Consider the following 25,029-nt stretch of genomic DNA (forward strand, 5'->3'; position numbering starts at 1 on the left):
GATCACGTTTTGGACTCGTGTTCCGAAACGGTCTCGAGGATTCTGGCGTGCAACTGCAGGTCTTTCGCGTGGAACAGGACGAAGCGTATGTGTTCGACCGACGAGAGCTTCGTTGCTTCGTCGAAAATAGTCCTAAAGGCAATATGTGCCGCCGCTTCCATCGGATAGCCGAACGCGCCGGTTGAGAGCGCCGGGAAGGCGACGGACCGGATGTTGTTCTGCTCGGCCAGGTGAAGCGCGTTGCCGTAGCAGGCGGCGAGCAGTTCGCCGGCGGGTTCGTCAACCCCGTAGACCGGCCCAAGGCAATGGATCACGTAACGGTTGGGCAGGTTATGAGCGCCGGTGATGACCGCCTGACCGGGACGAATCGGGGCGAACTGCCGGCATTCCTCTTCGAGTCCGGGCCCTGCGGCCCGGTGGATCGCGCCGGCTACGCCCCCACCCGTGCGCAGCGCGGCATTGGCCGCGTTGACGATAGCCTCCATGTCGGGCTGATCGGCGATGTTCCCCTGTATGCATTCGATCGCTACGTCGTGGATAATTCGTTTGGTCATCGATGTCACTCCCTCAGTCGCGCTGTTGGTGACGACAACTTTGCCACGTGACCGGACCGTAAATCGCAATAATTCGCTCAGGTTTGACCTTTACTGCCGTCCTCGTGAACGCGAAATCTCGACCAGGAGACAGAACGGTGGCGGACTGGTTCCCGAACTCCGGTTTGGGAACCCATTGCGAGAAACTACAGCTTCTCGGGAATTGCTCCCAAGCTTGGAGCTTGGGCGCCAGCGGTAAGTTCGTCTTGAATCGTCAGTCGCGTGCCTTATGGCCAAGCGGCCTTCAGAGCCGTAGGATAATGGCATGGACTCGTCTCCTCGGAAAAAGTCTCGTATCAAAGCGGAAAACAAGACTACGCGGTCGAGCCTGTGGAGAACTCCCTGAAATCGACAGTCAGAAATGAGCTGTTCCTAATCCGGATTTAACCCATTCATGAATTACCCAGTAAACACCGAGAAACTCAATAACCTGCATCTTTCCGCCGCCTGTCTCCTGCGCGGATTACGCTTGCTCTCGACGCCCGGTCTGCGCCACCTGGTAGGAATTCCGCTGCTGATCAACCTGGTGCTCTACGGAATCGCCCTGGTCGGCGGGATTTATTATTTTTCGGCTTTCATAGACTGGCTGGTGCCGGCCTGGCTGGATTTTCTGCGCTGGCTGCTGTGGCCTCTGTTCGGACTGAGTTTTCTGCTCATCGTGTATTTCACGTTCACGATGCTGGCCAATCTGATCGGGGCGCCGTTCTACGGACGTTTGGCGGAAAAGACGGTCGTCTTGCTGAAAGGGCAGCCGGCGCTGGTGTCGGAAGCCTCCTTGGGTAAAGCGCTGGTGAGTGATTCGTTGTCGGAGGCGAAGCGGTTGCTATATTTTCTGACCCGCGCCGTTCCGTTGCTCGTCCTTTTTCTGATTCCGGGCCTCAACCTCATCGCGCCGTTCCTTTGGCTGGCGTTCAGCGCCTGGTTCCTGGCGCTCGAATACATGGCCTATCCGCTCGAGGTCCATGGCTACAGGTTCGACGAGCAGCGCCGCATCGCGAAGAAACTGCCGTTCGGTGTGTTCAGCTTCGGCGGCCTGGTCACGCTGGGGCTAACCATCCCTTTGCTGAACGTGCTGATCCCGCCGGCAGCGGTGATCGGCGCCACGCTTTATTTCTTGGAAGGACAGATCGGGGATCGGCCGGATGCCGGTTCGGCCAAGAGATAATCGCCCGAATCGGCGACAGCCCTCAGTCGAGCGTTGGTGATGCGGTTCGCCAAGGATTGTTTTGCTTCGGCTCGGGCCGCCACGCGCAGATAATTCGGCGTATAACCGAAAACCTCGGGGACATCGTCCGACGCCGCTTTCTCGGTTTCCCAGAGAACCGGAAATTCGCGCCCCAGGAATCGCTCGAAGTTTGCCCGCTTCAGTCTTTCCGAAAGCTCGTGCAGCGCGCGGCTTCGGGCCTTCTTGAGCTCGGCCGGGACATGGCTCGGCATTTCGGCGGCCTTGGTGCCGGAGCGGGGCGAGTAGGCGAAGATATGGATGTGGCCGAACTCGATCGACTCGATAAACGCGAGGCTCTCTTGCCATTCCGCTTCGGTTTCGCCGGGAAACCCGACGATCACGTCGGTGGTGATATTGATGTCCGGAACGTCCTTCCGCAATCGGCCTACCAGCCGGGCGAAATCGGCCGTTTTGCAGCGACGGGCCATGCGTTTCAGTACCGAATCGGCCCCGCTTTGCAGCGGCAGATGCAGGTGCGGCATGAATCTCGGATTCTCGAAAAGTTCGCTGAAGGAATCCGGCAAATCCCAGGGTTCCAGGGAGCCCAGGCGCAGGCGCGGGATGTCGGTGCGTTCGAGTACGGCGCGAATTAGCCGATCGAGCCCGTAGCCGAGGTCGCTGCCGTATCCTCCTAGATGAACGCCGGTGAGCACCGCCTCCTGGACGCCTTGGGCGTGCAGGTCGTCGATCTCGGCGACGATGTCGTCTAGGCTCCGGCTCCGCTCCTCGCCGCGCGCGACGGTGACGATGCAGAACGTGCAGCGGTAACGGCAGCCGTCCTGAACCTTGACAAAAGCGCGTTGCCGGCCGAGCCGGAATAAGGCCGATTCGCCGGGATCGGTCGAAAACGCCGGCATGACCGGCAGATCGAGTTCGTCCTTGGCGATATCGATCAGCTTTGCCTTGTTCTCGTTGGCGACCACCAGATCGACGCCCAGGCCTTCCGCTTCCTCCCGGTTCAGGGTGGCGTAGCATCCGCTCAGGACCAGCTTCGCTTTTGGGTTTTCGCGCGCCGCGCGGCGTATCAGATGCCGGGATTTGCGCACGGCCTCCTGTGTAACGGCACAGGAATTGAGCACAATGAGATCGGCTTCCTCGGAGTCGTCGACGATGCGATGGCCCTCCCGCTGGAGTTGCCGCGCCCAGGTTTCGAGTTCCGCTTCATTGAGGCGGCAGCCCAAGGCTTTCAAGTTGACGCGCATGATGTTCTTAACCAAAAAATCGATAGGTAATGGCTATGGCCGCAAATACTCCGGCCAGATCCGCCAGAAGTCCGCAGCCTATTGCATATCTGACGTTTTTGACACCGACCGCTCCGAAATACACCGCGAGCACGTAAAAGGTCGTTTCGGTGCTGCCCTGAATGATGGTAGCGAGCCGTGCCGCAAAGGAATCGACGCCGTAAGCGCGCATACTGTCCAGCATCATCGCACGCGCGCCGCTGCCGCTGAACGGCTTGATCAGCGCGGTCGGCAAGGCATCGACGAAGCGTGCATCGACTCGGACGGCATCGCAAAGAAAACGTATTCCGGACATGATCGCTTCCAGCAGCCCGCTGGCCCGCAGCACGCCGATGGCGACCAGCATCGCCACCAGATAAGGCAGGATGGCGATCGCCGTGTGAAACCCTTCCTTGGCGCCTTCGACGAAGGCTTCGTAAGCATTAATTCGCTGGCGGACTGCACCCGCCAGGAACAGGGCTATAAGCGAGAACAACAGCAGATTGCTGAAAGCGGCCGAGTTCCGCTGCATCTCGTCCTGACTGAGTCCGCCGAAATAAATCGCGATTCCGGCGACGGCCGACATGAACCCGCCCAAATAAGCCATGATGACCGGATCGCGAAATTCGATGCGCTGTCGCAGGGCGACGCTCGCGAATCCGACGAAGGTGGAGCAGAAGGTCGCCATCAGGATGGGAACCATGACATCCGCAGGATGAGCCGCGCCCATCTGCGCCCTGAACACCAGAATCGATACGGGGAACAAGGTAATGGACGACGCGTTGATCACGAAAAACAGTATTTGAGCGTCGGTGGCGGTGTCGGGCTTCGGGTTCAGATTTTGCAGCTCCTGCATGGCCTTGATGCCGAGCGGCGTGGCGGCATTATCGAGGCCCAAGACGTTTGCCGAGAGATTCATCACCATGGCGCCCATGGCCGGATGATCCGGAGGAACCTGCGGCATCAGGCGGCGGAGCAAAGGTGTCAGCCCACGGGTAAGCAGCCTGAGAAACCCGCCGCGTTCGCCGACCCGAAGCATCCCGAGCCAGAACGCCAAGGCGCCGGTCAGTCCCAGGGAAATCTCGAAAGCCGCTTTGGCACTGTCGAACACCGCCTGCATTAGTCGGGCGAAAATCTCCGTATCGCCCAGCCAAAGCCACTGGACCAGTCCGGACAGAAAGGCGGCCAGGAAAAAGCCGGCCCAGAGATAATTCAGCAACAAATCGGGACGTTGTTTTCAGACATCGGGCGGCGGCGGAGCCAAAACCTCACGGCTTCCGTTGGTTTCGGCGGGCCCTACGATGCCGGCCTTCTCCATGTCTTCGATCATCCGCGCCGCGCGGTTGTAGCCCACCTTGAACCGGCGCTGCACGCTGGAGATCGACGCCTTGCGCGATTCGGTGACGAACCGCACGGCCTCGTCGTAAAGCGCGTCCAGTTCTTCCCCGTCGCCGCCGCCGGATGATCTGCCGCCGGAAAAATCGCCGCCGTCCTCGGAGAAGCGGGTGATTTCGTCGATGTAGTTGGCACGCCCGGTCCGTTTCAGGAACTCGACCACGTTGTGGACTTCCTGGTCGGACACGAAAGCGCCGTGCGCCCGCATCGGGAGTCCTGTGCCGGGGGGGAGATAGAGCATGTCGCCATTGCCCAGCAAGGCTTCGGCGCCGCCTTGGTCGATGATGGTGCGCGAATCGATGCGCGACGATACCTGGAAGGCGATGCGGGTCGGGATGTTTGCCTTGATCAAGCCGGTGAGGACGTCGACCGACGGACGCTGGGTGGCCAGAATCAAATGCAGCCCGGCGGCGCGCGCCTTCTGTGCCAGACGGGCGATCAGTTCTTCCACTTTCTTGCCCACGATCATCATCATGTCCGCCAACTCGTCGATGACGATGACGATATACGGCAGCGGCGATAGGGTAGGGGGCTCTTCGCCCTCCAGGGCCTGATCGGCGGACCACATGGGATCGTGTAGCGGCTCGCCGGACTCGATGGCCTCGGTGACCTTCTGGTTGAATCCCGCGAGATTCCGGACGCCCAGCATGGACATCAGCTTGTAGCGACGCTCCATTTCCGCCACACACCAACGAAGGGCATTGGCGGCTTCCTTCATATCGGTGACGACCGGGGTCAAAAGATGGGGAATGCCCTCGTACACCGAGAGTTCCAACATCTTGGGATCGATCATGATCAGGCGGATCTCGTCCGGCCGTGCCTTGTAAAGCATGCTGAGGATCATGACGTTGACGGCGACCGATTTGCCGGAGCCGGTGGTGCCAGCCACCAGAAGGTGAGGCATGCGGGCCAGATTCGCCACCACCGGCTGGCCGCTGATGTCCTTTCCGAGAACCAGGGTCAGGGGCGAGCCGGAGTGCTGGTAAGGTTCGGACGAAAGCACCGAATGGAGCAGTACGGTTTCGCGCTCCTCGTTGGGGATTTCGAGGCCGATCACGGATTTGCCGGGAATGATTTCCACCACCCGGACGCTGGTGACGGACAAGGCCCGCGCCAGGTCTTTCGCCAGTCCGCTGATCCGGCTCACCTTGACGCCGGCCGCCGGCTGGATTTCGAATCGCGTGATGACGGGGCCGGGATGGACCTCGGTGACCTGGACCTCCACGCCGAAATCCGCGAGGATCGTCTCCACCAGTTGGGACATTTCCTCCAGCGCCGCGTCGGAGTAGCCCCTGACCTTCGGAGCGACATTGTTGAGCAAATCGAGCGGAGGCAGTTCGCCCTCGTTCGGCAAAGGCGTGCTAACCGGCTTCGCAGCTTTTCGGAACCGGAACGGTTCCCTGGGTTCCTTGGGCTCTTTGGTGTCTTTGACTTCCGGGGGCTGAGGTTTGCGTTTGACCGTGGGCTCGATTCGCTTGGGCTTGACCTTATCTCTCGGTGCGTCGATCCGAGGCTCGCTTTCTTCGCGCTGCCGTTCCGGTCGGAATGTTCCGGCAAGCGCTCGGAACGCGGCGAAAAAGCCGTTGGCGACCATCAAGCCGCCTTTCCCCACCGCGTCCAGCAAGCCCAGCCAGGAAAGGCTGGTATAAAGCGATACGCCTGCCAGAAAAAACGAGATGAGCAATATGGTGGCGCCGGTCGTGCCGAACGCGCCGGTCAATAGTCCGGCCGCTTCCTGGCCCAGGATGCCGCCGCTGGTCACGGGAAGAGGAAACGGCAGACGCAGTACGTGAATATCGGCCAAAGCGGAGCCTGCCGCCATCGCGGTCCCGAAACCGAACCAGCGAAACAGGTAGTTCGCGGCGCCGGAGGGTTCTTTCGAGGCGGGGCCTTTGTAGATAGCGTAGCCGTAACCGGACAGCAAAAAAGGAAACAGGAAAGCCGGTATTCCGAACAGGGAAAGGGAGAAATCCGCGAGCCAGGCCCCGACCGCGCCACCGCCGTTGGCGATGGGATGGCCCGTGCCGGTATGCGACCAGCCCGGATCACTCGAGTCGAAAGTCATCAGGGAGATCAGGAAAAACAACGAAATAGCCAGGTAAATCAAAAAGGCTGCTTCGCGCAGCCCTCTGACCAGTACCGAGCCCAGATCCTGACCGATCGTGAGCTTTTTGTAAAACTGCGACAAAATTCTCACCAAATCAAATAAATAAATGACCGGGGTATTGTTCAAAATCGGCGTCATTTAATCAAGAGCCGGGGTTTACGCCCCAAAAACTTATCGTCATACTTGGTATTTTGTTGTTGCGATAACCCAACCGAGGAGCACATGACCGAACAAAGACATTGCCGGTTGTTGATCTTGGGATCCGGTCCGGCTGGATACAGCGCCGCCATATATGCGGCGCGCGCCAATCTGAACCCGGTCCTCGTCACCGGTATCCAAATGGGCGGACAATTGACCACGACCACCGAGGTGGACAATTGGCCCGGCGACCCCGAGGGACTGCTAGGGCCCGATCTCATGGAGCGCATGCGCCGTCACGCCGAACGCTTCGAGACCGAAATCATCTTCGATCACATTCATACGGCCGATCTGTCGTCCAGGCCGTTCCGGCTGAGCGGCGATTCCGGCGTATATACTTGCGATGCCCTGATCATCGCCACGGGTGCTTCCGCCCGCTATCTGGGCCTGCCGTCGGAGGAAGCGTTCAAGGGCAGAGGCGTATCGGCGTGTGCGACCTGCGACGGATTTTTCTATCGGAACAAGCCCGTGGCGGTCATCGGCGGCGGAAATACGGCGGTGGAAGAGGCCCTTTATCTCGCCAACATCGCATCCCATGTCACCGTCGTGCATCGGCGCGATAAGTTTAGATCGGAAAAGATTCTTTCGGAAAAACTGCTGGAACGTGCGCGATCCGGCAACGTGACCATCGAGTGGAATCATGTGGTGGACGAAGTGCTGGGCGACGACTCGGGGGTCACCGGATTGCGCATCAAGAGCGCACAGGACGGCTCGTCCAAGGATTTGACGCTGGATGGCGTCTTCATCGCAATCGGCCATACGCCCAATACCGAAATATTCGCCGGGCAATTGGAGATGCGCGACGGCTACATCATCGTTAAGAGCGGGCTCGAAGGCAATGCGACGGCGACCAGCGTGCCGGGCGTATTCGCCGCCGGCGATGTAGCCGATCCCGTTTACCGCCAGGCGGTCACGTCTGCCGGTTCGGGATGCATGGCGGCGCTGGATGCCGAGAAATACCTGGACGGTATCGGAGGCGGCTGATCGCCGTCTCGCTTAACTCTTGAAAAAAATGCGAGCGGCCGGACACGTCGGCTGCCCGCAGGATTGCTCGAATAAGAAGATCAATTAATGGAGCCGTTATCCATGTCCCAATATCGAAAGTTCATTTGTTCCGCTTGCGGTTATGTTTACGACGAGGAACTGGGCGATCCCGATTCCGGTATCGCGCCCGGCACGCGTTGGGAAGACATTCCGGACGATTGGGTATGTCCCGAATGCGGGGTGGACAAAAGTTACTTCGATGCCATGGAGTAAGCCGGGCGAACTCGGGCACTTCGTCGGCAAAGGACTGTCGACCTACGAGTTAGCTGTAGTAGGTCGGGAATCCTTTCCCGACATGACGAGGCGGGAAACATGACGGGTCGTCGGCAACGGATTGCCGACCTACAACCTTCCCGATCCACACTGCTAAACCTTGATGAACAACGTTCTAGCCGACGGTCTTCTGGCGCTTTCGGACGGACGCCGGGAGAACCCGTTCCAGCAGTTTCGAACCCTGAACGGCTTCGGGAGCTTGGGTTGGCGATGAAAGGCTGGCGATCCGGCGGCCTTCTTCCATCAAGGCCTGACGTTCTTGCTCCATCTCCCGGAGCAGTTCCGTCACCCTATCGCCGCTCAGATCCAAAGCCAGCCCGATGCCGTCTCGCAGTCCCTTGATCGCGGTGCGTTCGGCCGAGGGCTTCAGCTTTCGATAAAGAAAATAGGGCAGCAGCCAGGACAGGGCGATGAGCAATACGCTGTGTATCGCGAAATCGGTTCCCAGATAGCCCAGGTGGTAAAGCGCGCTTTCGTAATAGCCTTTGACGACTTGGTAGGAAACCCATCCGATCGCGATCAGCGGTAGGAAAACCGTCAGGAAGCCGGAAAGTTTCAGGAAGAAACGTTGCAGCGCGTTTCCCGGATTGGCCAATGCCAGCCGCAGCGACCGCTGCCCCTCCGAGAGAACGGTGCGGCCCACTCCGCCCGCCAACTGGTCCAGCCGCGTCTTGAGCGGGACCACGGCAAGTCCCCGTTCGCCGGCTTCGACGATCAAATGATCCAGCGCGTCCCGATACCGACTTTCCGCCCAGTCATCCCACAAGATCGATTCGGGCGGCGCTTTTTCGGATCGGGGTTTCTCGTCGGGAGATTTGGTCAAATCGATGCGCCGGCGGAGCAAGCTGGTTTCATGGGTGACGAACGCGCGGGAGACCTCTTGGATCGGCCATTCCAAGCCCTTCATCAAATCATCGTGCATTTCCTGCCAGATCCCGGACCAATTCGGTTCTAGGCCGGCGTAACCGTCGCGGTTGCCGAGTTTTTCGAGACAATCGTGCAAAGCGTCCCGAAGCGCATCGAGGCGCAAGGTTTCCGCCCGCATCTCCAGCTGATGGATGACATGGCGGTCGGCCATGTCCTGGAGGATGGCCTGCAAAGTCTCGAAATCGTCGGGTTTTCGCTCTCCTTCGATTTCGCGGCTGTCGGTTCGGAGCAAGATGGGATTCCTGAAACCGGCCTTGGTCAGCAGTTTAGCGAAATCTTCGATCTGAGCGGGGTGGCCGTGGTCCCACTGGTTCATGACGAACAGCCAGGCGTGCTCGCCGCCGTGGGCCTGCAGCAGGCGCCAGCCTTTATCGTCGCGATAGCGCTCGGGGCTGACCACGTAAATCAAAACATCGATGTGAGGCAGCCAGTCCAGCACGAGTTCCCGGTTGCTCTGTTCGATGCTGTCGATGTCGGGCATGTCGATCCAGAGGATTTGCCGGCGCCGGTCATCGTGGTGATAGGCCGTGCGCACCCGGTCGATGGGAAAGTTCTTCGGGAGGTGTTGGATTTTCACCGAATCGTGGAGATAAAGGGACACCTCCCTAGAAGTAGGGCGCTCGACGCCGGTTCGGGCGATACCCTGGCCGGCAAGCCGGTTCAGCAGGGTGCTCTTGCCGACGCCGGTCCCGCCGAAAAAAGCCGCAACCAAGGGGCGGTGTGCGCCGGCTTCGAACAGGGCCGCCGGCGTTCCGATGTCCACTTCGTTTAGGGCGTGGATGTCCCCTGACGTGAGCCATCCTTCGGCTTGGGCTTTTTCCGCCCAGCCCTTTGCAGTCATCAGCAGTTGTTCGAAGGGTATTTGCATGGCTTAAACCAGTTGCGCTTCGGCCGACTCGATGGCCTCGGGGGAAATGTTGAACTGACGGGAGGTGTCCATCTGCCCCGGTAGACCGTTCAAATAGGCATGAACGGTTCTGTCGAATAATGCTTCCACGGCTTTGAACTGCTTCTGCTTGAGGTCGGCCGCCGCTTTGCTCATGTAACGCCCCAGCGCGCTCTCGGCGAGCATGGTCGTCAGCGAGAGCATGGCCGGTGCGATGATGAAATCCTGCACGCCGATGCCGCCGGTATGCAGGGCCACGGCCAGTGCTGCAGCGTCGGTGGTGACGCGGGTGGCCCTGAGGCCATTCAAGACTGCGGGATGTTCCCGCAGGCGATCGTACAGACTGTGCGCGGTTTTCTCGATCTCCGGTTGAAACGCCCGAATATATTGGTCGACAGCCAATTCGTAGCGGTTCGTCAGGACCGGTCTCGTGGTTCTGAGCAGTCCTGCCATCTCTTTCCACCAGGCTTGCCGGGACGGATCGTCGTCGCGTTTCAGAAGAATGGTTTCGCTGATGCGTATGAACAGGTGTTCGGCGGCTTGGTGCAGGATCGCAGCCTCGCCGCTGATGCTCTGCTGGCGGCGGCCGCCGACGGCCTGGCCGAGTTTTACGATCTGCCGCACCGGCCAGGTCACGATCTTGCGTGCCGTGAGCAGCGTGCCCGCGAGGCCTGGAATTTCCAGCAGCGTCAGGAGTTCTGCCAGCGCTCGCTGGAATGTCTCGTAATGGTGGGGATGGTTGAGATAATCCCGCTTGTAAAGATTCAGGCTGTCGCGGACGGCCTCATCGACCAAGCTGTGCCATTCGGTCTTGAGGCTGTGCTCGGCCTTGACCGGCGCCAGCCAGTCGCGCCAATGAACCTGGACAAAATGCTTCGCATTCTTCGCGTGCCGCTCGCGACGGACTTCCCGGATTGCCCGATCTACGGCGCCGAGAAGTTGTGTGCGCTCGCTGTGCAGCAGGGCAAAGTCGTCGACCTGAATGTTTTCCAGATAAGGGACGGTAATGATGGGCGGAGGCGGGTCCCGCCGGGCGTTTCGCCACTTCTCTTGGAGCGATCCGACCAAAGTCTGGTAGGACGTTTTCTCGATTTTGTTCAGGCAGATAACGGTCGGTTGCGACAGCGGCTCCAATAGATCGATCAGTTCCCAGACCGACAAATCGGCGTACTTGTCCTTGCTCAATATCAGCAAGACCACGTCGGCCAAGGCCGCCACGCGCAGGACGGCTTGCCGGTACTCTTCGGCATCGACGGAATCGAAATCCGGCGTATCCCAGAGTACGGACCCGCTCAAGACATGACGCGCATCGGCTGCGGTCTCCAGTAGTGCGAAGCAGTCGTAGCGGTCGGACGGAAGCACATCCCGAGGGCAGCGCTGGTATTGCCGGAAATAGCCGTCGATCCATTCCACGCGGTCGGGCGGGAGATTGATGCAAAACCCCTGCGGATGAACGGTAAAACCGGCGAGCGGACTGACCTCGGCAAGCTTCTTCTCGAGCAGCCAGTTGATGACCGAGCTTTTTCCCGCTTGCGTGGGGCCTAAAACGGCAATCTGTAGCGGATGATCCTTCCTCGACCGATTCAATTCTCCCTTTTCCAGTACCGCCTCGCCGAAGCTTATGGATTGCAAGTTTCTTCGCAATTCGAGGAAGCGCGCCTCATCGTCCGGCGGGACGTGCTTCGAGACACTTTCATAGCTCTGCTTCAAGCGGCGGATAAAGGAAAGCATGGTCTGGGGAGCTGAAGAGACAGCCACGTTGCTGAAAGGCAGATTGTACACGATGGCATTGCGCACGCGCTGGTCCTGAAATTGGAAGGCGCTACCTTCCCGATTGCTGGAGGACATGGTCTGTGTCAGGAAATTGTAGTTCTGTTGGTGAAGGCGTTGCCTGTCCACACTATTTTGGCCGAGGAAAACTGTAAGAGTTCGGCTAGCTTCGCGTGGAGACGCATCTCTAAGAAGCTGTCTTCAAACTACTGCGCGCCGCCATGCCGGCGTTGCTCAAGGGCTCAAAATGCTGATGAAAAACATCCCTGTTTTTCACTCACCACATCCCTGTGGTTCGCCCCTACGGGCGGCCGAGCCGTGCAAATCGGCTATCCTGCCGATTTGTCACCCTACCGGGCGCGCTACCGCGCGTCCCATTTCTCTCCTGGAGAAATGGTCATGTACTCCTCGGTACACTCCGGTTTTGACTCGCCCCATCCCTGGGGCTCGCCCTGCGGGCCAGCCTAACGGCTGTTCCCTCCGCGGGTCCCGTGGCTTCGGGTCGCCCTTTCGCGCCTTGGCCTGACGTCGCTCGTGACGTTTGAAGACCGCTTCTAAGCATTCGATTTTACACGTTATTTCGGCGCTGCTCCGATGTTGGTCGTATTGCATCTTTATGTTGTAATTTCATAACAAATTTTGTGCTGGGGCCATTCGTGAAGAGAAGCATAAAAATAGCGTGCGGCGTTGTGCTGATCGCAGCATCCCTTCAAGGTCAGGCTGCCGTCGATCAAAAAGAGGAGAAGCCGAAGACGGGCGGTCGTCCGCCGTTCAGTTGCTTCGGCAGCCAAATGAACGATTATTTGGCCGGTGTGGTGCCGGCGCGCCCCGCTCATAATGCGCACGATATGTTGGGTTTGCCGGGCTGGTTGAACTTCAGCATAGAGCATCGCACCCGCTATGAAGTACTGGACGGACAATTCCGCGCCGGAGCCTCGGGCGGCGACCAGCAGATTCCTATGCAAACTTGTGTGTTTCTAGAGGCGAATTTCGAGCCTTTCAGAATCGGCGCAGAATTTTTGGATGCACGGGAATACGGGGCCGACGAAGGCTCGACGCTCAATAACACCCATGTCAACGAAGCGGACTTTTTACAGATCTACGGCGCCTGGTCCGACGAGGACGTGCTGGATTCGGGACTCGGAATGGAAGTCAAAGCGGGACGGCAGACCATGAATTTGGGCAGCCGCCGTCTGGTCGCCCGCAACGTTTTCCGCAATACCATCAATGCCTTTACCGGCGTGACGTTCCGATTGAGGGATGGCGAGGGGAAATGGCAACTGCGCGCTTTCGCCACTCAGCCGGTCAACCGGCTACCCACCAGCCAGGCCGATCTGCTGGAGGGGGTACACGAATTCGACGAGGAAGAATACCGTACCTATTTCTCCGGCCTGTTCTTCGAGGCCTCCGACTTGATTTGGGGCATCAACGGTGAGGCCTACTTATTCCACTTGCACGAAGAGGACCGGCCCAACGGCGCCACCACCAACCGCCGTTTGTTCACGCCCGGCGTGCGCTTAATCAGGCCGCCGCGAAAAGGACAATGGGACATGCAGGTGGAGACCATCGCCCAGGTCGGCGAATCTCGGGCGACGACCGGCCGCAACGACACGCGGGATCTGTCCCATGAAGCCTGGTATCAACACGCCTCCTTGGGCTATACCTTCGATATGCCCTGGTCGCCCCGGTTCTTAGCCCAGTACGACTACGCCACGGGCGATGAAAATCCCAACGACGGCAAGAACCAGCGTTTCGACACGCTATACGGGGCGCGCAGGTTCGAGTTCGGTCCCACCGGGATTTTCGGCGCCTTCGCCCGCAGCAATATCAATTCGCCCGGTTACCGGCTTTTCGTCAATCCGCGCAGCGATTTGTCGGCGTTCGTGTCCCACCGGATGTTCTGGCTCGCATCGGACAAGGATCAATGGACGCCGGCGAGACTACAGGATAGAACCGGCCGCTCCGGCGATTTCATCGGCCATCTGGTGGAAGTCTCGGCGCGCTGGGATGCGTTTTCCAACGTGTCGTTCGAATCCGGCTGGGCGCGCCTGATCAAAGGCGAATTTGCGAAAGATGCTCCGAACGCGCCGGATCCAAAGGACGTGGATTACTTTTACGTACAAACTTTGCTGCGGTTCTAATCCGACGCGTTTGTCGGCTACGGATTGTTTAGCTACGACATCGTATTCGGGTCTATCTCTCGGTCCATGGAAGCCTTGTGCGGAGCGCCCCCCGCTCTAAAATCATTGGTGCGGCGGTCTAACTGACCGTTAAGGAACGGCAATCATAGTGGAGCAAGGAATGCGAAAACGGAGCGACAAACACCGATCAGGCCGGAATGGCCAATCCCACCGAACCCAGTCCCCCGGTCGAACGGTCAAGAACGGATCTTTGATATCCCCAATGAAACCGCGACGCGCGATGTTTCTGCGGGCGCTGGCCGTCGCTGGCACAGTCGCGGTGATCGGCATTGCGCTTTGGCAGGGACGGCCCGAGCAAACCGTTCCGGAACGCTCGAGGAAAACCGTGGAGAAGGCCGTTGCGCCGGCGCCGACTTACGTCGGGGAACAGGTCTGCGCGGATTGCCATCAGGAAGAGAATCGGCTCTGGCGGGGCTCTCATCACAAGCTGGCCATGCGTCCCGCCAGCGAAGAGACGGTTGCCGGCGACTTCGACAATGCCTCGTTCACCTATGCCGGGGCGACTACCATCTTTTTTCGCCGCGATGGCCGCTTCATGGTTCGCACCGACGGACCCGACGGGCAGCTTTGCGACTATGAAATCCGGTACACCTTCGGCGCGACGCCGCTGCAGCAATATCTGATTCCGCTGCCGGGCGGCCGCCTGCAGGCATTAGGGATCGCCTGGGACACCCGGCCCAAGGCGGAAGGCGGGCAGCGCTGGTTTCACCTCTACCCGGATCAGAACGTGACCCATAGCCATCCGCTGCACTGGACCGGCCTAAACCAGAACTGGAACTACATGTGCGCGGAGTGCCATTCGACGAACGTGACGAAGAATTACGAGCTCAAGGCGCGGCACTATTCGACCACGTTCTCGGAAGTCAACGTGTCTTGCGAAGCCTGTCACGGCCCCGGTTCGAATCACGTCGCGTGGGCAAAGAAGGAAGGCGACGGACAGCACCACGACGATGGGAGCAAGGGTTTGGTCATTGCGCTCAACGAGCGCAAGTCCGTTCAATGGATGCCGAATCCGGAAAGCGGCAATGCCGTGCGCTCGGCGCCGCGTCGGTCTACGCGGGAAATCGAAATGTGCGCTCGCTGCCATTCGCGGCGTGGTCCGATTTCCGAAGACTATGGTCATGGTCGTCCGCTGGGCGACACCCATCGGTTGGCGCTGCTGGAGGACGGTCTTTATCACCCGGATGGGCAGATGCGCGACGAGGTGTATGTCTACGGCTCGTTTCTGCAGAGCAAGATGTTTCGGCACGGTGTGACCTGTAGCGATTGTCACGAGCCGCACAGCCTTGGGTTGCGTGCTCCCGAGGGCGAGGTGTGTCTCCAGTGCCATGAGGCTGGGAAGTACGAAAGCCCCAAGCACCATTTTCATCCGCTGAATTCCCGCGGCGCGGACTGCATCGAATGCCATATGCCGGCGACGACCTACATGATCGTCGATCCGCGACACGATCATGGCTTTCGCGTGCCGCGGCCGGATCTGTCCGTCAAATTGGGAACGCCGAACGCCTGCAACCGATGCCATGCAGACCATTCGCCCGCTTGGGCGGCGAAGCGGGTAGAGCAGTGGTACGGGCATACGCCCGAGGGCTATCAGCGATATGCCGAAATACTGCACGACGGTTCCACGGGAGCGCCCGGCGTGGTCGAGCGCTTGCTCGGCCTCGCCGAGGATAAAAGTCAGCCGGCGATCGCCAGGGCGAGTGCGCTGGCTCGCCTGGACCGTGTTCCGAATCCTCGCTCCCTCTCGGTAATCGGCAGGCAGTTGCGCGACGACGACCCGCTGGTTCGCGAGGCGGCGGCCGGTGCGTTGGAAGGCGCGGAACCACAAACCCGTTTCCGGTTTCTGGCAGATTTACTCCGGGACCGGGTCCGCGCTGTGCGCATCGAGGCGGCACGGGTGCTGGCCGATGTTCCGGCGGAACACCTGATGTCCGAACAGCGGACTGCGTTGACTCGGGGTATCGCCGAATACATGGCGGCACAGCGGCTCAATGCGGATCGTCCTGAAGCGCACCTCAATCTCGCGCAGGTGCATGCGGCCCAGCGCCGGTTCGATCGGGCCGAGGCGGCCTTGCGCACCGCTCTGGAGCTGGACCCGGGCTTCGTGCCGGCATCGGTCAACCTGGCGGATCTTTATCGCGCGCTGGGCCGCGATACGGAGGGGGAATCGGTGTTGCGGGAGGCGTTGCGACGCAGTCCCGAAAGCGCCGCCCTGCACCATGCGGTCGGATTGCTGCGGGTGCGCCAGAAGCGCATGTCCGAAGCCTTGGCGGAGTTGAAACTGGCGGTTAGCTTCGACCGCGGCAACGCCCGCTATGCCTACGTCTATGGCGTAGCCCTGAACGGCGTCGGGCAGGCGCAAAAGGCCATTGCGATGCTTCAGAGCGCACTCCGGCAACACCCTTTCGATCGGGATTTGCTTTTTGCGCTCGCGAGCATCTACCGAGACAACGGGCAGCCGCACAAAGCGCTCTCCTACGCGCGGACTCTCGCCGAATTGGAACCCGAGAATCCGGAGAGGGCAGCCCTGGTAGCGGAGCTCCAAGAACAGGGGCGGCGCAAGTCGAGGGATTGAGCGGTGGCTTGTTTTTACACACTTTAGGAATATATCGCGAGACGCTTCCGTCGGCAAAGGATTGCCGACCTACGCCGCTGGTGGAGGTGTTGCGAAAACAGGTTCAACCAAAGCCGAGCGATTGATCTGCGGCCTGTGACTACACACTTGGAAAATGTTTAGTGTTGTCGTCGGCAAGGGATTGCCGACCTACAATCGCTGAGTAGGTCGGCAATCCCTTGCCGACAAATGCGCCTCTTCGTGCGCATTCGAGGCCCTCCCAGCCGAATTACCTCGATACTCCCCCCAAGGCGCATGAGGGAGGCGGTTTGTAGGAGTCCAGGGAGCCCACCGGCACGTTCGGACACTGTTCGACGCTGCGTCGGAAATCGGTCGTGATGGTGTTCGCATAAAAGATCCAGGTGTTGTAGGGCTCGGCGGCCTGCCGCTCTTCCCGCGGATCGCGGGTCAGGTCGACTACCTTCGGCGCGGTCGAGAAGCGCTCGACCGGACTGTATTTCGTCTCCTGCCAGGCGTAGTGGATTTTCCAGTTCCGCCACTTCACCGCCCTCAGGTCGTCGCCCACATAGATCACGAAACCCTCGCGGCCGGAGTCTTCCCGTTTTCCCAGAAAGAAATCGGCCATGTCGATGCCGTCGATGGGGCGGTCATCGGGAACCTTGGCTCCGGCGAACGCCGCCAGCGTCGGGAAGATATCCACCAGGTGCACGATCGCGTTGTTGACGGCGCCGGCAGGCACTTTGCCCGGCCAACGCATGATGAAGGGCACCCGTATGCCGCCCTCCATCGCCGTGACGTAGGTGCCGGCCCAAGGTCCGCTCCAGCCGCTGAATTGGCCGTCTCCGGCATCGGGGTCCTCCACCCCGTTATCGGAGGCGAAGATCACCACCGTGTCGTCCTCGACGCCGAGTTCGGTGAGGGCATCGAGCATTCGGCCGACGTAGTGGTCGGTCTGCACCAGCATGTCCGCATAGTCGCCGTGGCCGCTCTTTCCCGCGAAGTCGGGATGCGGGAGAGTGGGATAATGGGTCGCCGTGAGCGGCACATACGCGAAGAACGGCTTTCCGCTTCTGACGTTGCGTTTCATGAAATCGATCGCCCGCCGGGTGAGTTCGGCGTCGATCAGCCGGCGCTCGTTCAGATCGTAGAGCTTGACCCGCTGAGGCTCGCTTCCCTTGCGGCCCTCCATGATCCAGGGCTGGTCGGCTTCCGGAACCTGGGCGTCCGCCGGGACCGAATACTCCTGAAGCACTTCAGGCGTCGTCCAGACGGCTTCGTCGGTACTGTTGGGGATGCCGTACCATTCGTCGAACCCCTGATCGGTCGGCCAGCGTCCGGGCGTGCGGCCGAGGTGCCACTTGCCGAAGGCGCCGGTGGCGTATCCGGCGTCGGACAGCGCCTCGGCAAGAGTCACCTCCCATGGCACGAGGCCGTAGAAGGAAGTCCCGATCGGCACGTTCTGCGCGCCGCTGCGGACGGCGAGCCGCCCGGTCATCAGCGCCGCGCGGCTCGGCGTGCACTGGGCCTCGGCGTTGAAATTCTCGAGCCGCATGCCTTCCGCGGCGAGCTGGTCGATCCGCGGAGACGGCGCCCCGCGCAGCGCTCCGCCGCCATAAGCGCCCCAGTCCCCCCAGCCGGTGTTATCGGTGAGAATCAGCAGAACGTTCGGCTGGGCGGCCTGTGCCTCCGCGCAGATGAGGGGCTGGAGCAGAGCAAGGCAAAACGCCATCAGCAGCGGTCGCCTTGTGAGTGGAAACGTGTGGCGTTCAATCATTCGATGCCTCTTATCGGTCGTAGGGCGGCGCCGTTCATCCCCTCGAGAGTGTGGCCGCGACGCCGCCCGTATCGGGAAAAGACCGATCCCGCCGCATTGTGGCGGGACGCTTCACTATCGAGCCACCTTCAGAAGCCTATCTTGATGTTGGGCGGGTACTTTTCCAGGACGGCTTCGTAGCGTTCGGCTTCCTGGCTTATCACCGTCGTGACGGGGAGGTGCCTGATGCCTTCGCCGACATCTTCGCCCGGGTTGGTGTAGAGATTGACGACCGCGCCTCCGGGGATCGTTTCGACGATGGCACCGGTGAACCCGCCCGTATAGCCCCGGTCGAAGACCGCCTGCTCGAGCTCGACGACCATATACATTTTGAATTCATCGAGGCGAATCGCGGACATTTGATCACCGAGGGTATAGATGATACTGCGGCGATTCGATTCGCCCTCGTCGGCCAGCAGGAACGAGGTCTGGTCGATGCCGTCGATATAGTACCCGGTCGCGGGCACGTACTTGGCCACCTCGGCGCCGGGCGCTCCGGCCAGAGATGCCGCGGTGTTGAAGAGGTCGGTCAGATCGAACAAGCCGTCCGAGATTCTGGGCTTGATCACCCCTTTCCAGTAGGCGAAAGTCGGTACCCGTACGCCGCCTTCCCAGGTCGAGCCCTTGCAGCCGCGGAACGGGGTGCGGCCGTGGGGCGGCACTTCGCATTCGGGTCCGTTGTCGGAGCTCAGGATAATCAGCGTGTTTTCGATTTGCCCACTGTCCTCCAGGGCCTTGTACAAGCGGGCCAAAACATCGTCCATTTCCACCATGCAGTCGCTGTAGACGGTGCGCGCCGGGGACTTGCCCGCGTACTCCTCGTTGGGATAGTTGTCGAAGTGACAGCCTCGGGGCGCATGATAGAGGAACCAGGGCTGGTCGTTGTCGGCTCTATCCCGGATGAATTTTTCGCTGTACGCGGCCCAGTCCTGATCCAGGTTCTTGATCGTCGTCAGGTTGATCTCGTAGGTGTTTTCGCACTGTTTCTGACCCTTCACGCAGTGCACGTTGTTGCGGTTGAAGGGCAGTTTTTCCATCATCTCGGTCCGCGAAGGACTCAGGGCGATTTCCGGGTTGAAGTACACGTCCCGCCACTCTGTGTACATGTCCGACACCGACAGGAAGCCGTAATAGTCGTCGTAACCCACATTTTGAGGCAGGGACCCTTCGTTCTCGCCCATGTGCCACTTGCCCACGCCCTGGGTGAAATAACCCAAATCGTCGAGCACGTCGGCGATAGTCACCGCCCCGTCCAGTCCGCCGGGTTCGGCGTACAGGGCGGGCCGCAAGAGCCCGTGGTGCAGGGGGTTCTGACCGGTATGAATGCTCGCTCGGGTCGGGGTGCAACTCGGCGTCGAATAGGCCGAGGTCAGGATCAGACCTTCCCGGGCCAGCTTGTCCATGTTCGGGGTGGGGTTGCCGACCGCGGTGCCGCCGCCGTTGAACCCTGGGTCCATCCAGCCCACGTCGTCCATCAGGAAAATAAGGATATTCGGCTTCTTACCGAATTTCTGTTCCAGTTCGTCGAGCTTCTGCCGGGCTTCCCGCTCCTGGTCGGCGCGCGGGATCACCGGTTCCATGTTTTCCGCGATGCTTTCCGCCTGAACGTGAAGGTATTGGTTGGGATGGTCGTACCCCGGGGCGTCGGTTTGGCCCGTGGTCGATCCGCGGGTAATGTCTGCGGCAGTCGCAGCCCCGGCAGTCAGCATCACGCTCGCCGCGAACGCGCATGTCAGCACGATCGAGTTGCCGCCGCTGGGACGTGGTGGTTTCCTACCGTACATGCTGTGCCTCCTTGTCGGCGTGTCATGCTCGTTCGACTCTCTCGCCGCTCAAGAACGATCGAGAGCCAGCCGACGATGCGCAAGATAACGCCTATTTGACAAGGGACGCGGACAACGATTCACATTTGAATCACGTTGTCGAACTTCGAAGGCGAAATCATCCTTGAGAGGAACGCACAGGATCGTTCTTCCGAGGCAATTCCTGTCTAATTGAGGAAGGAAAGGAAGCGAAACCACGAAAGGAGATCGAAATGGACGCACCCCGTTTTCAGAAGCGGCGCTTGGGCATGTTCCCCTGGTTGCCGTTCAGGGTGATCATACTGCTGGCGTTCTCGCTTGCCGCCGCATGGGCAGAGGGCCCGCGCGGCACGGTGCTGCCCGCGCCGGAGCCTGCCTTCAAGGGCAAGATCGGACGCACTTACAAGGACTCTCAGCCGGACAAGATTCCGGTTGTCAAAGCGCCGGCCGGTGCTCCGAACGTCCTGGTGGTTTTGATCGACGATTCCGGGTTCGGCCAGTGGGGCACCTTCGGCGGGCAGATTCCGACGCCCAATCTCGACCGGCTGGCGAAGGCCGGGCTAAGCTACACGCGTTTCCACACCACGGCTCTCTGTTCGCCCACCCGCGCGGCTCTTCTGACCGGACGCAATCACCACTCGGTCGGTACCGGCACGATCACGGAGACCGGCACCGCCTATCCCGGCTACACCGGCCAGATTCCCAAGAGCGCCGCGATGGTCTCCGAGATTCTGCGCCAGAACGGCTATAGCACCGCGTTCTTCGGCAAGAACCACAATGTCCCGGACTGGGAGACCAGCGTATCGGGCCCCTATGACCGCTGGCCGGGACTGCAAGGCTTCGATCATTTTTACGGCTTCCTCGGCGGAGAGGCCAACCAGTGGGCGCCGGCGCTCTACCGCGACCATCAGCGGGTGGAGATGCAGGTTCCGAAGGGCCGAGAAGGGCGCTACACGCTCAACGACGCGCTGGCGGACGAGGCCATCGACTACGTCTTTCAGCAACAGTCGGTCACGCCCGACCGGCCGTTCTTCGTCTATTACGCTCCGGGCGCGACGCACGCCCCACATCATGTGCCGAAGGAGTGGCTCGACAAGTTCAAGGGACAGTTCGACCAGGGCTGGGACAAGTACCGCGAAGAGACCTATCAGCGCCAGCTCAAGCTGGGCGTGATCCCGCCGGATACCAAGCTCACACCCAGGCCGAAGGAAATACCGGCCTACGACTCGCTGACGCCCGACCAGAAGCGGGTGGCCGCGCGGCTGATGGAAGCCTTCGCGGCCTACACCGCCCAGACCGACTACGAGGTGGGCCGCGTGCTCGACGCCATCGAGCAGGTCGGCCAGTTGCACAATACCGTCGTCTTCTGGATCATCGGCGATAACGGCGCCTCCATGGAAGGCACTCTCTACGGCGCTTTCAACGAAATGGCGGCCATCGGCGGTTTATCCGAAGATCCGGCTTTGCTGGTGCAGCACCTGGACGAAATCGGCGGGCCCAACGCTTACAACCATTACCCGGTGGGCTGGGCCTGGGCGATGAACACGCCGTTTCAATGGGGCAAGCAGGTCGCCTCGCACCTGGGCGGCGTACGCAATCCGATGGTGGTTGCCTGGCCGGATCGCATCAAGGACAAAGGCGGCATTCGCACGCAATTCCACCACGTCATCGACATCGTGCCGACCATTTTGGAAGCGGCCAAGATCCCGATACCCACGGAGGTGAACGGCGTCAAGCAGAAGCCGATGGAAGGCGTCAGCATGCTGTACGGCTTCGATAATGCGAACGCAAAAGGCACGCGGCAGGTACAGTATTTCGAAATGTTCGGCAACCGGGCGCTGTACAGGAACGGCTGGATCGCCGCCGCCCGTCACGGCCGGCTGCCGTGGACCACCGGGACCTTCGATTTCGACGAGGATCAATGGGAACTTTACGACCTGGATCGCGATTTCAGCGAAGCCGACGATCTGGCCGCGAAACATCCCGACAAGCTCAAGAAGCTTCAGGACGAGTTTTGGGTGCAAGCCAAGAAGTTCCAGGTTCTCCCACTGGACGATCGCTTGACCGAGCGTACCGATCCCGGCTTGCGGCCCAGCCTGATCGAGGGACGGACACGGTTCACCTACTACCCGGGCGGTGTGCGCATTCCGGAAGGCTCGGCCGCTCCGGTCAAGAACCGCTCGCACATCATTACGGCAGAGATAGAAGTGCCCCAGGGCGGAGCGGACGGCGTACTCGTTGCCGAGGGCGGCGTGGTGGGAGGCTTCGCCCTCTACGTCAAGGACGGACGGCCGGTTTACGAGTACAACTACGTCACCCAGGCCCGTTACAGCGTAACCGGCTCGGAGCCGCTGTCTCCGGGACCGAATACCATACGCATGGAGTTCCGCTACGACGGTGGCGGCATAGGCAAGGGCGGCACGGCGGCGCTTTTCGTCAACGACAAGAAGGCCGGCGAAGGCCGGATCGAACATACCACCTGGGGACGTTTTTCCGCCGACGAAACCTTCGACATCGGCGAAGACTCGGGATCTCCGGTAAGCGCCGCCTACGCTTCGCCCAATCGGTTCACCGGCACCTTGAAGAAGGTGGAAATCGATGTTCAGCCCGCGAACCTGAGCGCCGACGATCGGGAAAGACTCCGAAGCATGGCGTCAAAGGCGAGGCAAGTCATGGACTAAGGGCCGGGGAAGGCGGGTCTTGCGATACCCACCCTCGGGGAACGTCATTTGGTCGTTTCAGGCTGGGCGATATTCGTCTGACTTTTGCGTTTTCGCGATGATGAGCAAAAATAGCCGGGACGTGGATGGTGCTCGTCCATGAATTTACCTACGTTTCCGATCGGCTCTTCAAAAAAGGATTCAACATGCTAAGAAATCGTCTTGTTGTTCTCGGCCTGATCGCCTCGGTTGTTTTTACTCCCCTGGCCCTGGCCGAACAGGTGCTGAAAATGGCGACCACGACGAGTACCGAGAACACGGGGCTCTTGCCGGTGCTTAATGCGCCGTTCGAGAAAAAGCACAAGGCCAGGATAGACGTGATCGCCGTAGGCAGCGGCAAGGCGATGAAACTGGGCGAAAGCGGCGATGTCGATATCGTCTTCGTGCACGATCCCGATGCGGAAGAGAAATTCATGGCGGCGGGAAACGGTGTGGACCGCAAGCCCGTGATGCACAACGACTTTGTCGTCGTCGGCCCGGAAACGGATCCCGCCGGTGTCAGGAACGCAAAGACCACGGACGAAGCTTTCAGGAAAATCGCCGCGGCCAAGGCGGGCTTCGTTTCCCGCGGCGACGAATCGGGAACCCATGTCAAGGAAAAGACTCTTTGGCGGAAAGCGGGGCTGCGGCCGGAAGGCGAATGGTATCTTTCGGTAGGGCAGGGCATGGGAGCCGTGCTGCGAATGGCCGACGATAAGGCGTATTACGCGCTGACCGACCGGGGAACCTTTCTCGCGAGCAAGGACAAATTGACCGTGAAGCTTCTATTCGAGGGAGATCCGGCACTGTTCAATCCCTATCATGTCATGGCCGTAAATCCGAAGAAGCATAAACACGTGAATTACGAGCTGGCCAAGAAATACATCGACTACGTCACGGGCACGGAGGGGCAAAAAACCATTGCCGACTTCAAAGTCGCCGATCAGCCGTTGTTTTACCCGGACGCGATCTCGAACGCAGAAAAATCGAAGAAATAGTTCGGAGGAACCAAAACCCTGAAAATGTGCCCAATTTAGAGGATTATCCGAATCCGGATACCGATATCGCGGGAACAGTTGCGCCACTGATGTTCCCGATTTTGTTATCGTAACAGGGAGATATCGATATGTTGCTTTGGATTATTTTCGGCGGGATCGCCGGCTGGGTAGCAAGCCTGATCGTCGGTCGGGGAGACGAGATGGGAATGCTGGGTAATATCGCCGTGGGTATCATAGGCGCCTTTCTCGGCGGCTGGATTGCCGACCGTTTGGGATTCGGAGGAAAGCCGGGTGTGGAGCGTCCGACATCTTTGATAAGCTTCGCGACAGCGGTGCTCGGCGCCGTTATTTTATTGGCCATTCTCAATGCCTTGATTTAGTGCGGTGTTCCGGAGAATCCGGTGTGTTTTGCCCGCCGATCGTAGGCGGTGGAGTTCTCCAGGACGATGTCGTTTTGGGGCGAGTACGAGAAACGGCTAAGGCGATCGCTGCAACCGGAAGTCTTGATGGTTCCGAAGGCGGTGTAAACCGCTGAGCGAGGCAAAGGCCTCATGCCCGAATAGAGAGGCAGACTCGCATAGATTTTCGCGGGGGATGATAGTGAACAATTGGTCAAAGAATGCTTTGGGGGGATTCCTCGTCATATGGGCGTTTTCCGGCCCCGCCACGGCCCAGAAGTTCGGTCCGGAGCCGGACGTTGACGAAGGATTCGAAGAAGTGGAATCGGCCACCCTCAATGACGTCGATCTTGAATTCAGCGAGGACGAGCGGGTGAGGCTGAAGGAGCTGAGAGCATGGCTGCATCAGCGTAGTCGCGAAAGAGCGCGAGCCGCGGCGTTAAGTTCCGGAGACGTGGATGAAGCAAGCCGATTTGATTCGAGTGCCACATACCGAACGGTGCGCCCGCCGCAGCTCCTGCACGATGCACGAAACTGGCAAGGCCGGCCCAGGCTGCATATCGGTCGGGTACCCGACGATCGAGTGCGCGGCAGCTACGAGCCTCTCGATCCGAAAACCATCGTTTCTCCACGGCGGCAACCGACTCTAGACCCGGCCTCCGGGCGTCAAGCCGGCACTGCGGCGCCGCTGGAAACCAAGGCCAAAAAAAGCCGCGTCAGGCTGGTCTGGACCGCCGATGTGGCCCGGCACAAATCCGATTCATCCCCATCCTCCTCCAACGGCCGCCGCTGACATTGGCGCAGTTCTCGATCGGACCGGCTTGTCTATCTCTGGCTATGGCAGGCTAGAGCATTTTCCGATTCGGTGTCAGAGAGCCCGATAGGTAGGTCGGCAATCCCTTCCC

The 25,029-nt window shown here is 60.1% G+C and carries 17 protein-coding genes; 9 read left to right on the plus strand and 8 right to left on the minus strand.

Annotated elements, in window-relative coordinates; all coding sequences use genetic code 11:
- Positions 1-2: 2 nt before the first annotated feature.
- Positions 3-554 carry a macro domain-containing protein gene (locus B2A78_RS07620; RefSeq protein WP_077729326.1) on the minus strand — a complete coding sequence of 184 codons (552 nt, stop codon included), beginning with the start codon at positions 552-554 and terminating at the stop codon, positions 3-5.
- A 433-nt stretch (positions 555-987) separates the two neighbouring features.
- Between B2A78_RS07620 and cysZ the strand changes: the two genes are divergently transcribed.
- On the plus strand, positions 988-1,758 hold the full coding sequence (gene cysZ, locus B2A78_RS07625) for a sulfate transporter CysZ (RefSeq protein ID WP_077729327.1): 771 nt from the start codon (positions 988-990) through the stop codon (positions 1,756-1,758).
- On the opposite strand, the gene mtaB is transcribed toward cysZ, so the two are convergent.
- The 3 genes from mtaB to B2A78_RS07640 are packed head-to-tail and all read right to left on the minus strand — an operon-like array spanning position 1,701 to position 6,678.
- Positions 1,701-3,020, minus strand: a complete 1,320-nt coding sequence (gene mtaB / locus B2A78_RS07630; RefSeq protein WP_077729469.1) for a tRNA (N(6)-L-threonylcarbamoyladenosine(37)-C(2))-methylthiotransferase MtaB — start codon at positions 3,018-3,020, stop codon at positions 1,701-1,703. The two genes, cysZ and mtaB, sit on opposite strands and share 58 nt — an antisense overlap.
- A 7-nt stretch (positions 3,021-3,027) precedes the next feature.
- Positions 3,028-4,257, minus strand: coding sequence for a spore maturation protein (locus B2A78_RS07635; RefSeq protein ID WP_077729471.1), 1,230 nt, complete (start codon positions 4,255-4,257; stop codon positions 3,028-3,030).
- Between the two features lie 18 nt (positions 4,258-4,275).
- Complete coding sequence (locus tag B2A78_RS07640; RefSeq protein WP_077729328.1) at positions 4,276-6,678, minus strand: DNA translocase FtsK; 2,403 nt, start codon at positions 6,676-6,678, stop codon at positions 4,276-4,278.
- 84 nt (positions 6,679-6,762) lie between these two features.
- Here B2A78_RS07640 and trxB point away from each other — a divergent pair, with 84 nt between their 5' ends.
- Positions 6,763-7,722, plus strand: coding sequence for a thioredoxin-disulfide reductase (gene trxB / locus B2A78_RS07645; protein ID WP_077729329.1), 960 nt, complete (start codon positions 6,763-6,765; stop codon positions 7,720-7,722).
- 102 nt (positions 7,723-7,824) lie between these two features.
- Positions 7,825-7,995 (plus strand): rubredoxin, encoded by a 171-nt coding sequence (locus tag B2A78_RS07650; RefSeq protein WP_077729473.1) that lies wholly within the window; start codon positions 7,825-7,827, stop codon positions 7,993-7,995.
- Between the two features lie 175 nt (positions 7,996-8,170).
- Here the strand turns inward: B2A78_RS07650 and B2A78_RS07655 are convergent, their stop codons facing one another.
- Positions 8,171-9,850: a GTPase gene (locus B2A78_RS07655; RefSeq protein ID WP_077729330.1), complete on the minus strand. Its 1,680-nt coding sequence runs from the start codon at positions 9,848-9,850 to the stop codon at positions 8,171-8,173.
- A gap of 3 nt (positions 9,851-9,853) precedes the next feature.
- On the minus strand, positions 9,854-11,716 hold the full coding sequence (locus B2A78_RS07660; RefSeq protein ID WP_077729332.1) for a GTPase domain-containing protein: 1,863 nt from the start codon (positions 11,714-11,716) through the stop codon (positions 9,854-9,856).
- A gap of 578 nt (positions 11,717-12,294) precedes the next feature.
- Here B2A78_RS07660 and B2A78_RS07665 point away from each other — a divergent pair.
- Positions 12,295-13,779 carry an alginate export family protein gene (locus B2A78_RS07665; RefSeq protein ID WP_077729475.1) on the plus strand — a complete coding sequence of 495 codons (1,485 nt, stop codon included), beginning with the start codon at positions 12,295-12,297 and terminating at the stop codon, positions 13,777-13,779.
- 262 nt (positions 13,780-14,041) lie between these two features.
- Positions 14,042-16,414 (plus strand): tetratricopeptide repeat protein, encoded by a 2,373-nt coding sequence (locus B2A78_RS07670; RefSeq protein ID WP_205780695.1) that lies wholly within the window; start codon positions 14,042-14,044, stop codon positions 16,412-16,414.
- A gap of 268 nt (positions 16,415-16,682) precedes the next feature.
- Here the strand turns inward: B2A78_RS07670 and B2A78_RS07675 are convergent, their stop codons facing one another.
- Together B2A78_RS07675 and B2A78_RS07680 are read right to left on the minus strand one after the other, a co-directional pair.
- Positions 16,683-18,143 (minus strand): arylsulfatase, encoded by a 1,461-nt coding sequence (locus B2A78_RS07675; RefSeq protein WP_077729479.1) that lies wholly within the window; start codon positions 18,141-18,143, stop codon positions 16,683-16,685.
- Positions 18,144-18,316: 173 nt separating this feature from the next.
- Complete coding sequence (locus B2A78_RS07680; RefSeq protein ID WP_077729334.1) at positions 18,317-20,011, minus strand: sulfatase-like hydrolase/transferase; 1,695 nt, start codon at positions 20,009-20,011, stop codon at positions 18,317-18,319.
- A 251-nt stretch (positions 20,012-20,262) separates the two neighbouring features.
- Here B2A78_RS07680 and B2A78_RS07685 point away from each other — a divergent pair, with 251 nt between their 5' ends.
- The 4 genes from B2A78_RS07685 (at position 20,263) to B2A78_RS07700 (ending at position 24,917) form a co-directional block, all read left to right on the plus strand.
- A complete protein-coding gene (locus B2A78_RS07685) occupies positions 20,263-22,710 on the plus strand; it encodes an arylsulfatase (protein WP_077729336.1) in 2,448 nt (815 codons plus the stop codon).
- A gap of 185 nt (positions 22,711-22,895) precedes the next feature.
- Positions 22,896-23,726 (plus strand): substrate-binding domain-containing protein, encoded by an 831-nt coding sequence (locus B2A78_RS07690; RefSeq protein ID WP_077729481.1) that lies wholly within the window; start codon positions 22,896-22,898, stop codon positions 23,724-23,726.
- Between the two features lie 128 nt (positions 23,727-23,854).
- Complete coding sequence (locus tag B2A78_RS07695) at positions 23,855-24,106, plus strand: GlsB/YeaQ/YmgE family stress response membrane protein (protein ID WP_205780696.1); 252 nt, start codon at positions 23,855-23,857, stop codon at positions 24,104-24,106.
- A 220-nt stretch (positions 24,107-24,326) separates the two neighbouring features.
- On the plus strand, positions 24,327-24,917 hold the full coding sequence (locus B2A78_RS07700; RefSeq protein ID WP_139841053.1) for a hypothetical protein: 591 nt from the start codon (positions 24,327-24,329) through the stop codon (positions 24,915-24,917).
- The last annotated feature ends 112 nt before the right edge of the window (positions 24,918-25,029 follow it).

It is taken from the genome of Methylocaldum sp. 14B, assembly GCF_002005105.1.
Classification (GTDB): Bacteria; Pseudomonadota; Gammaproteobacteria; order Methylococcales; family Methylococcaceae; genus Methylocaldum.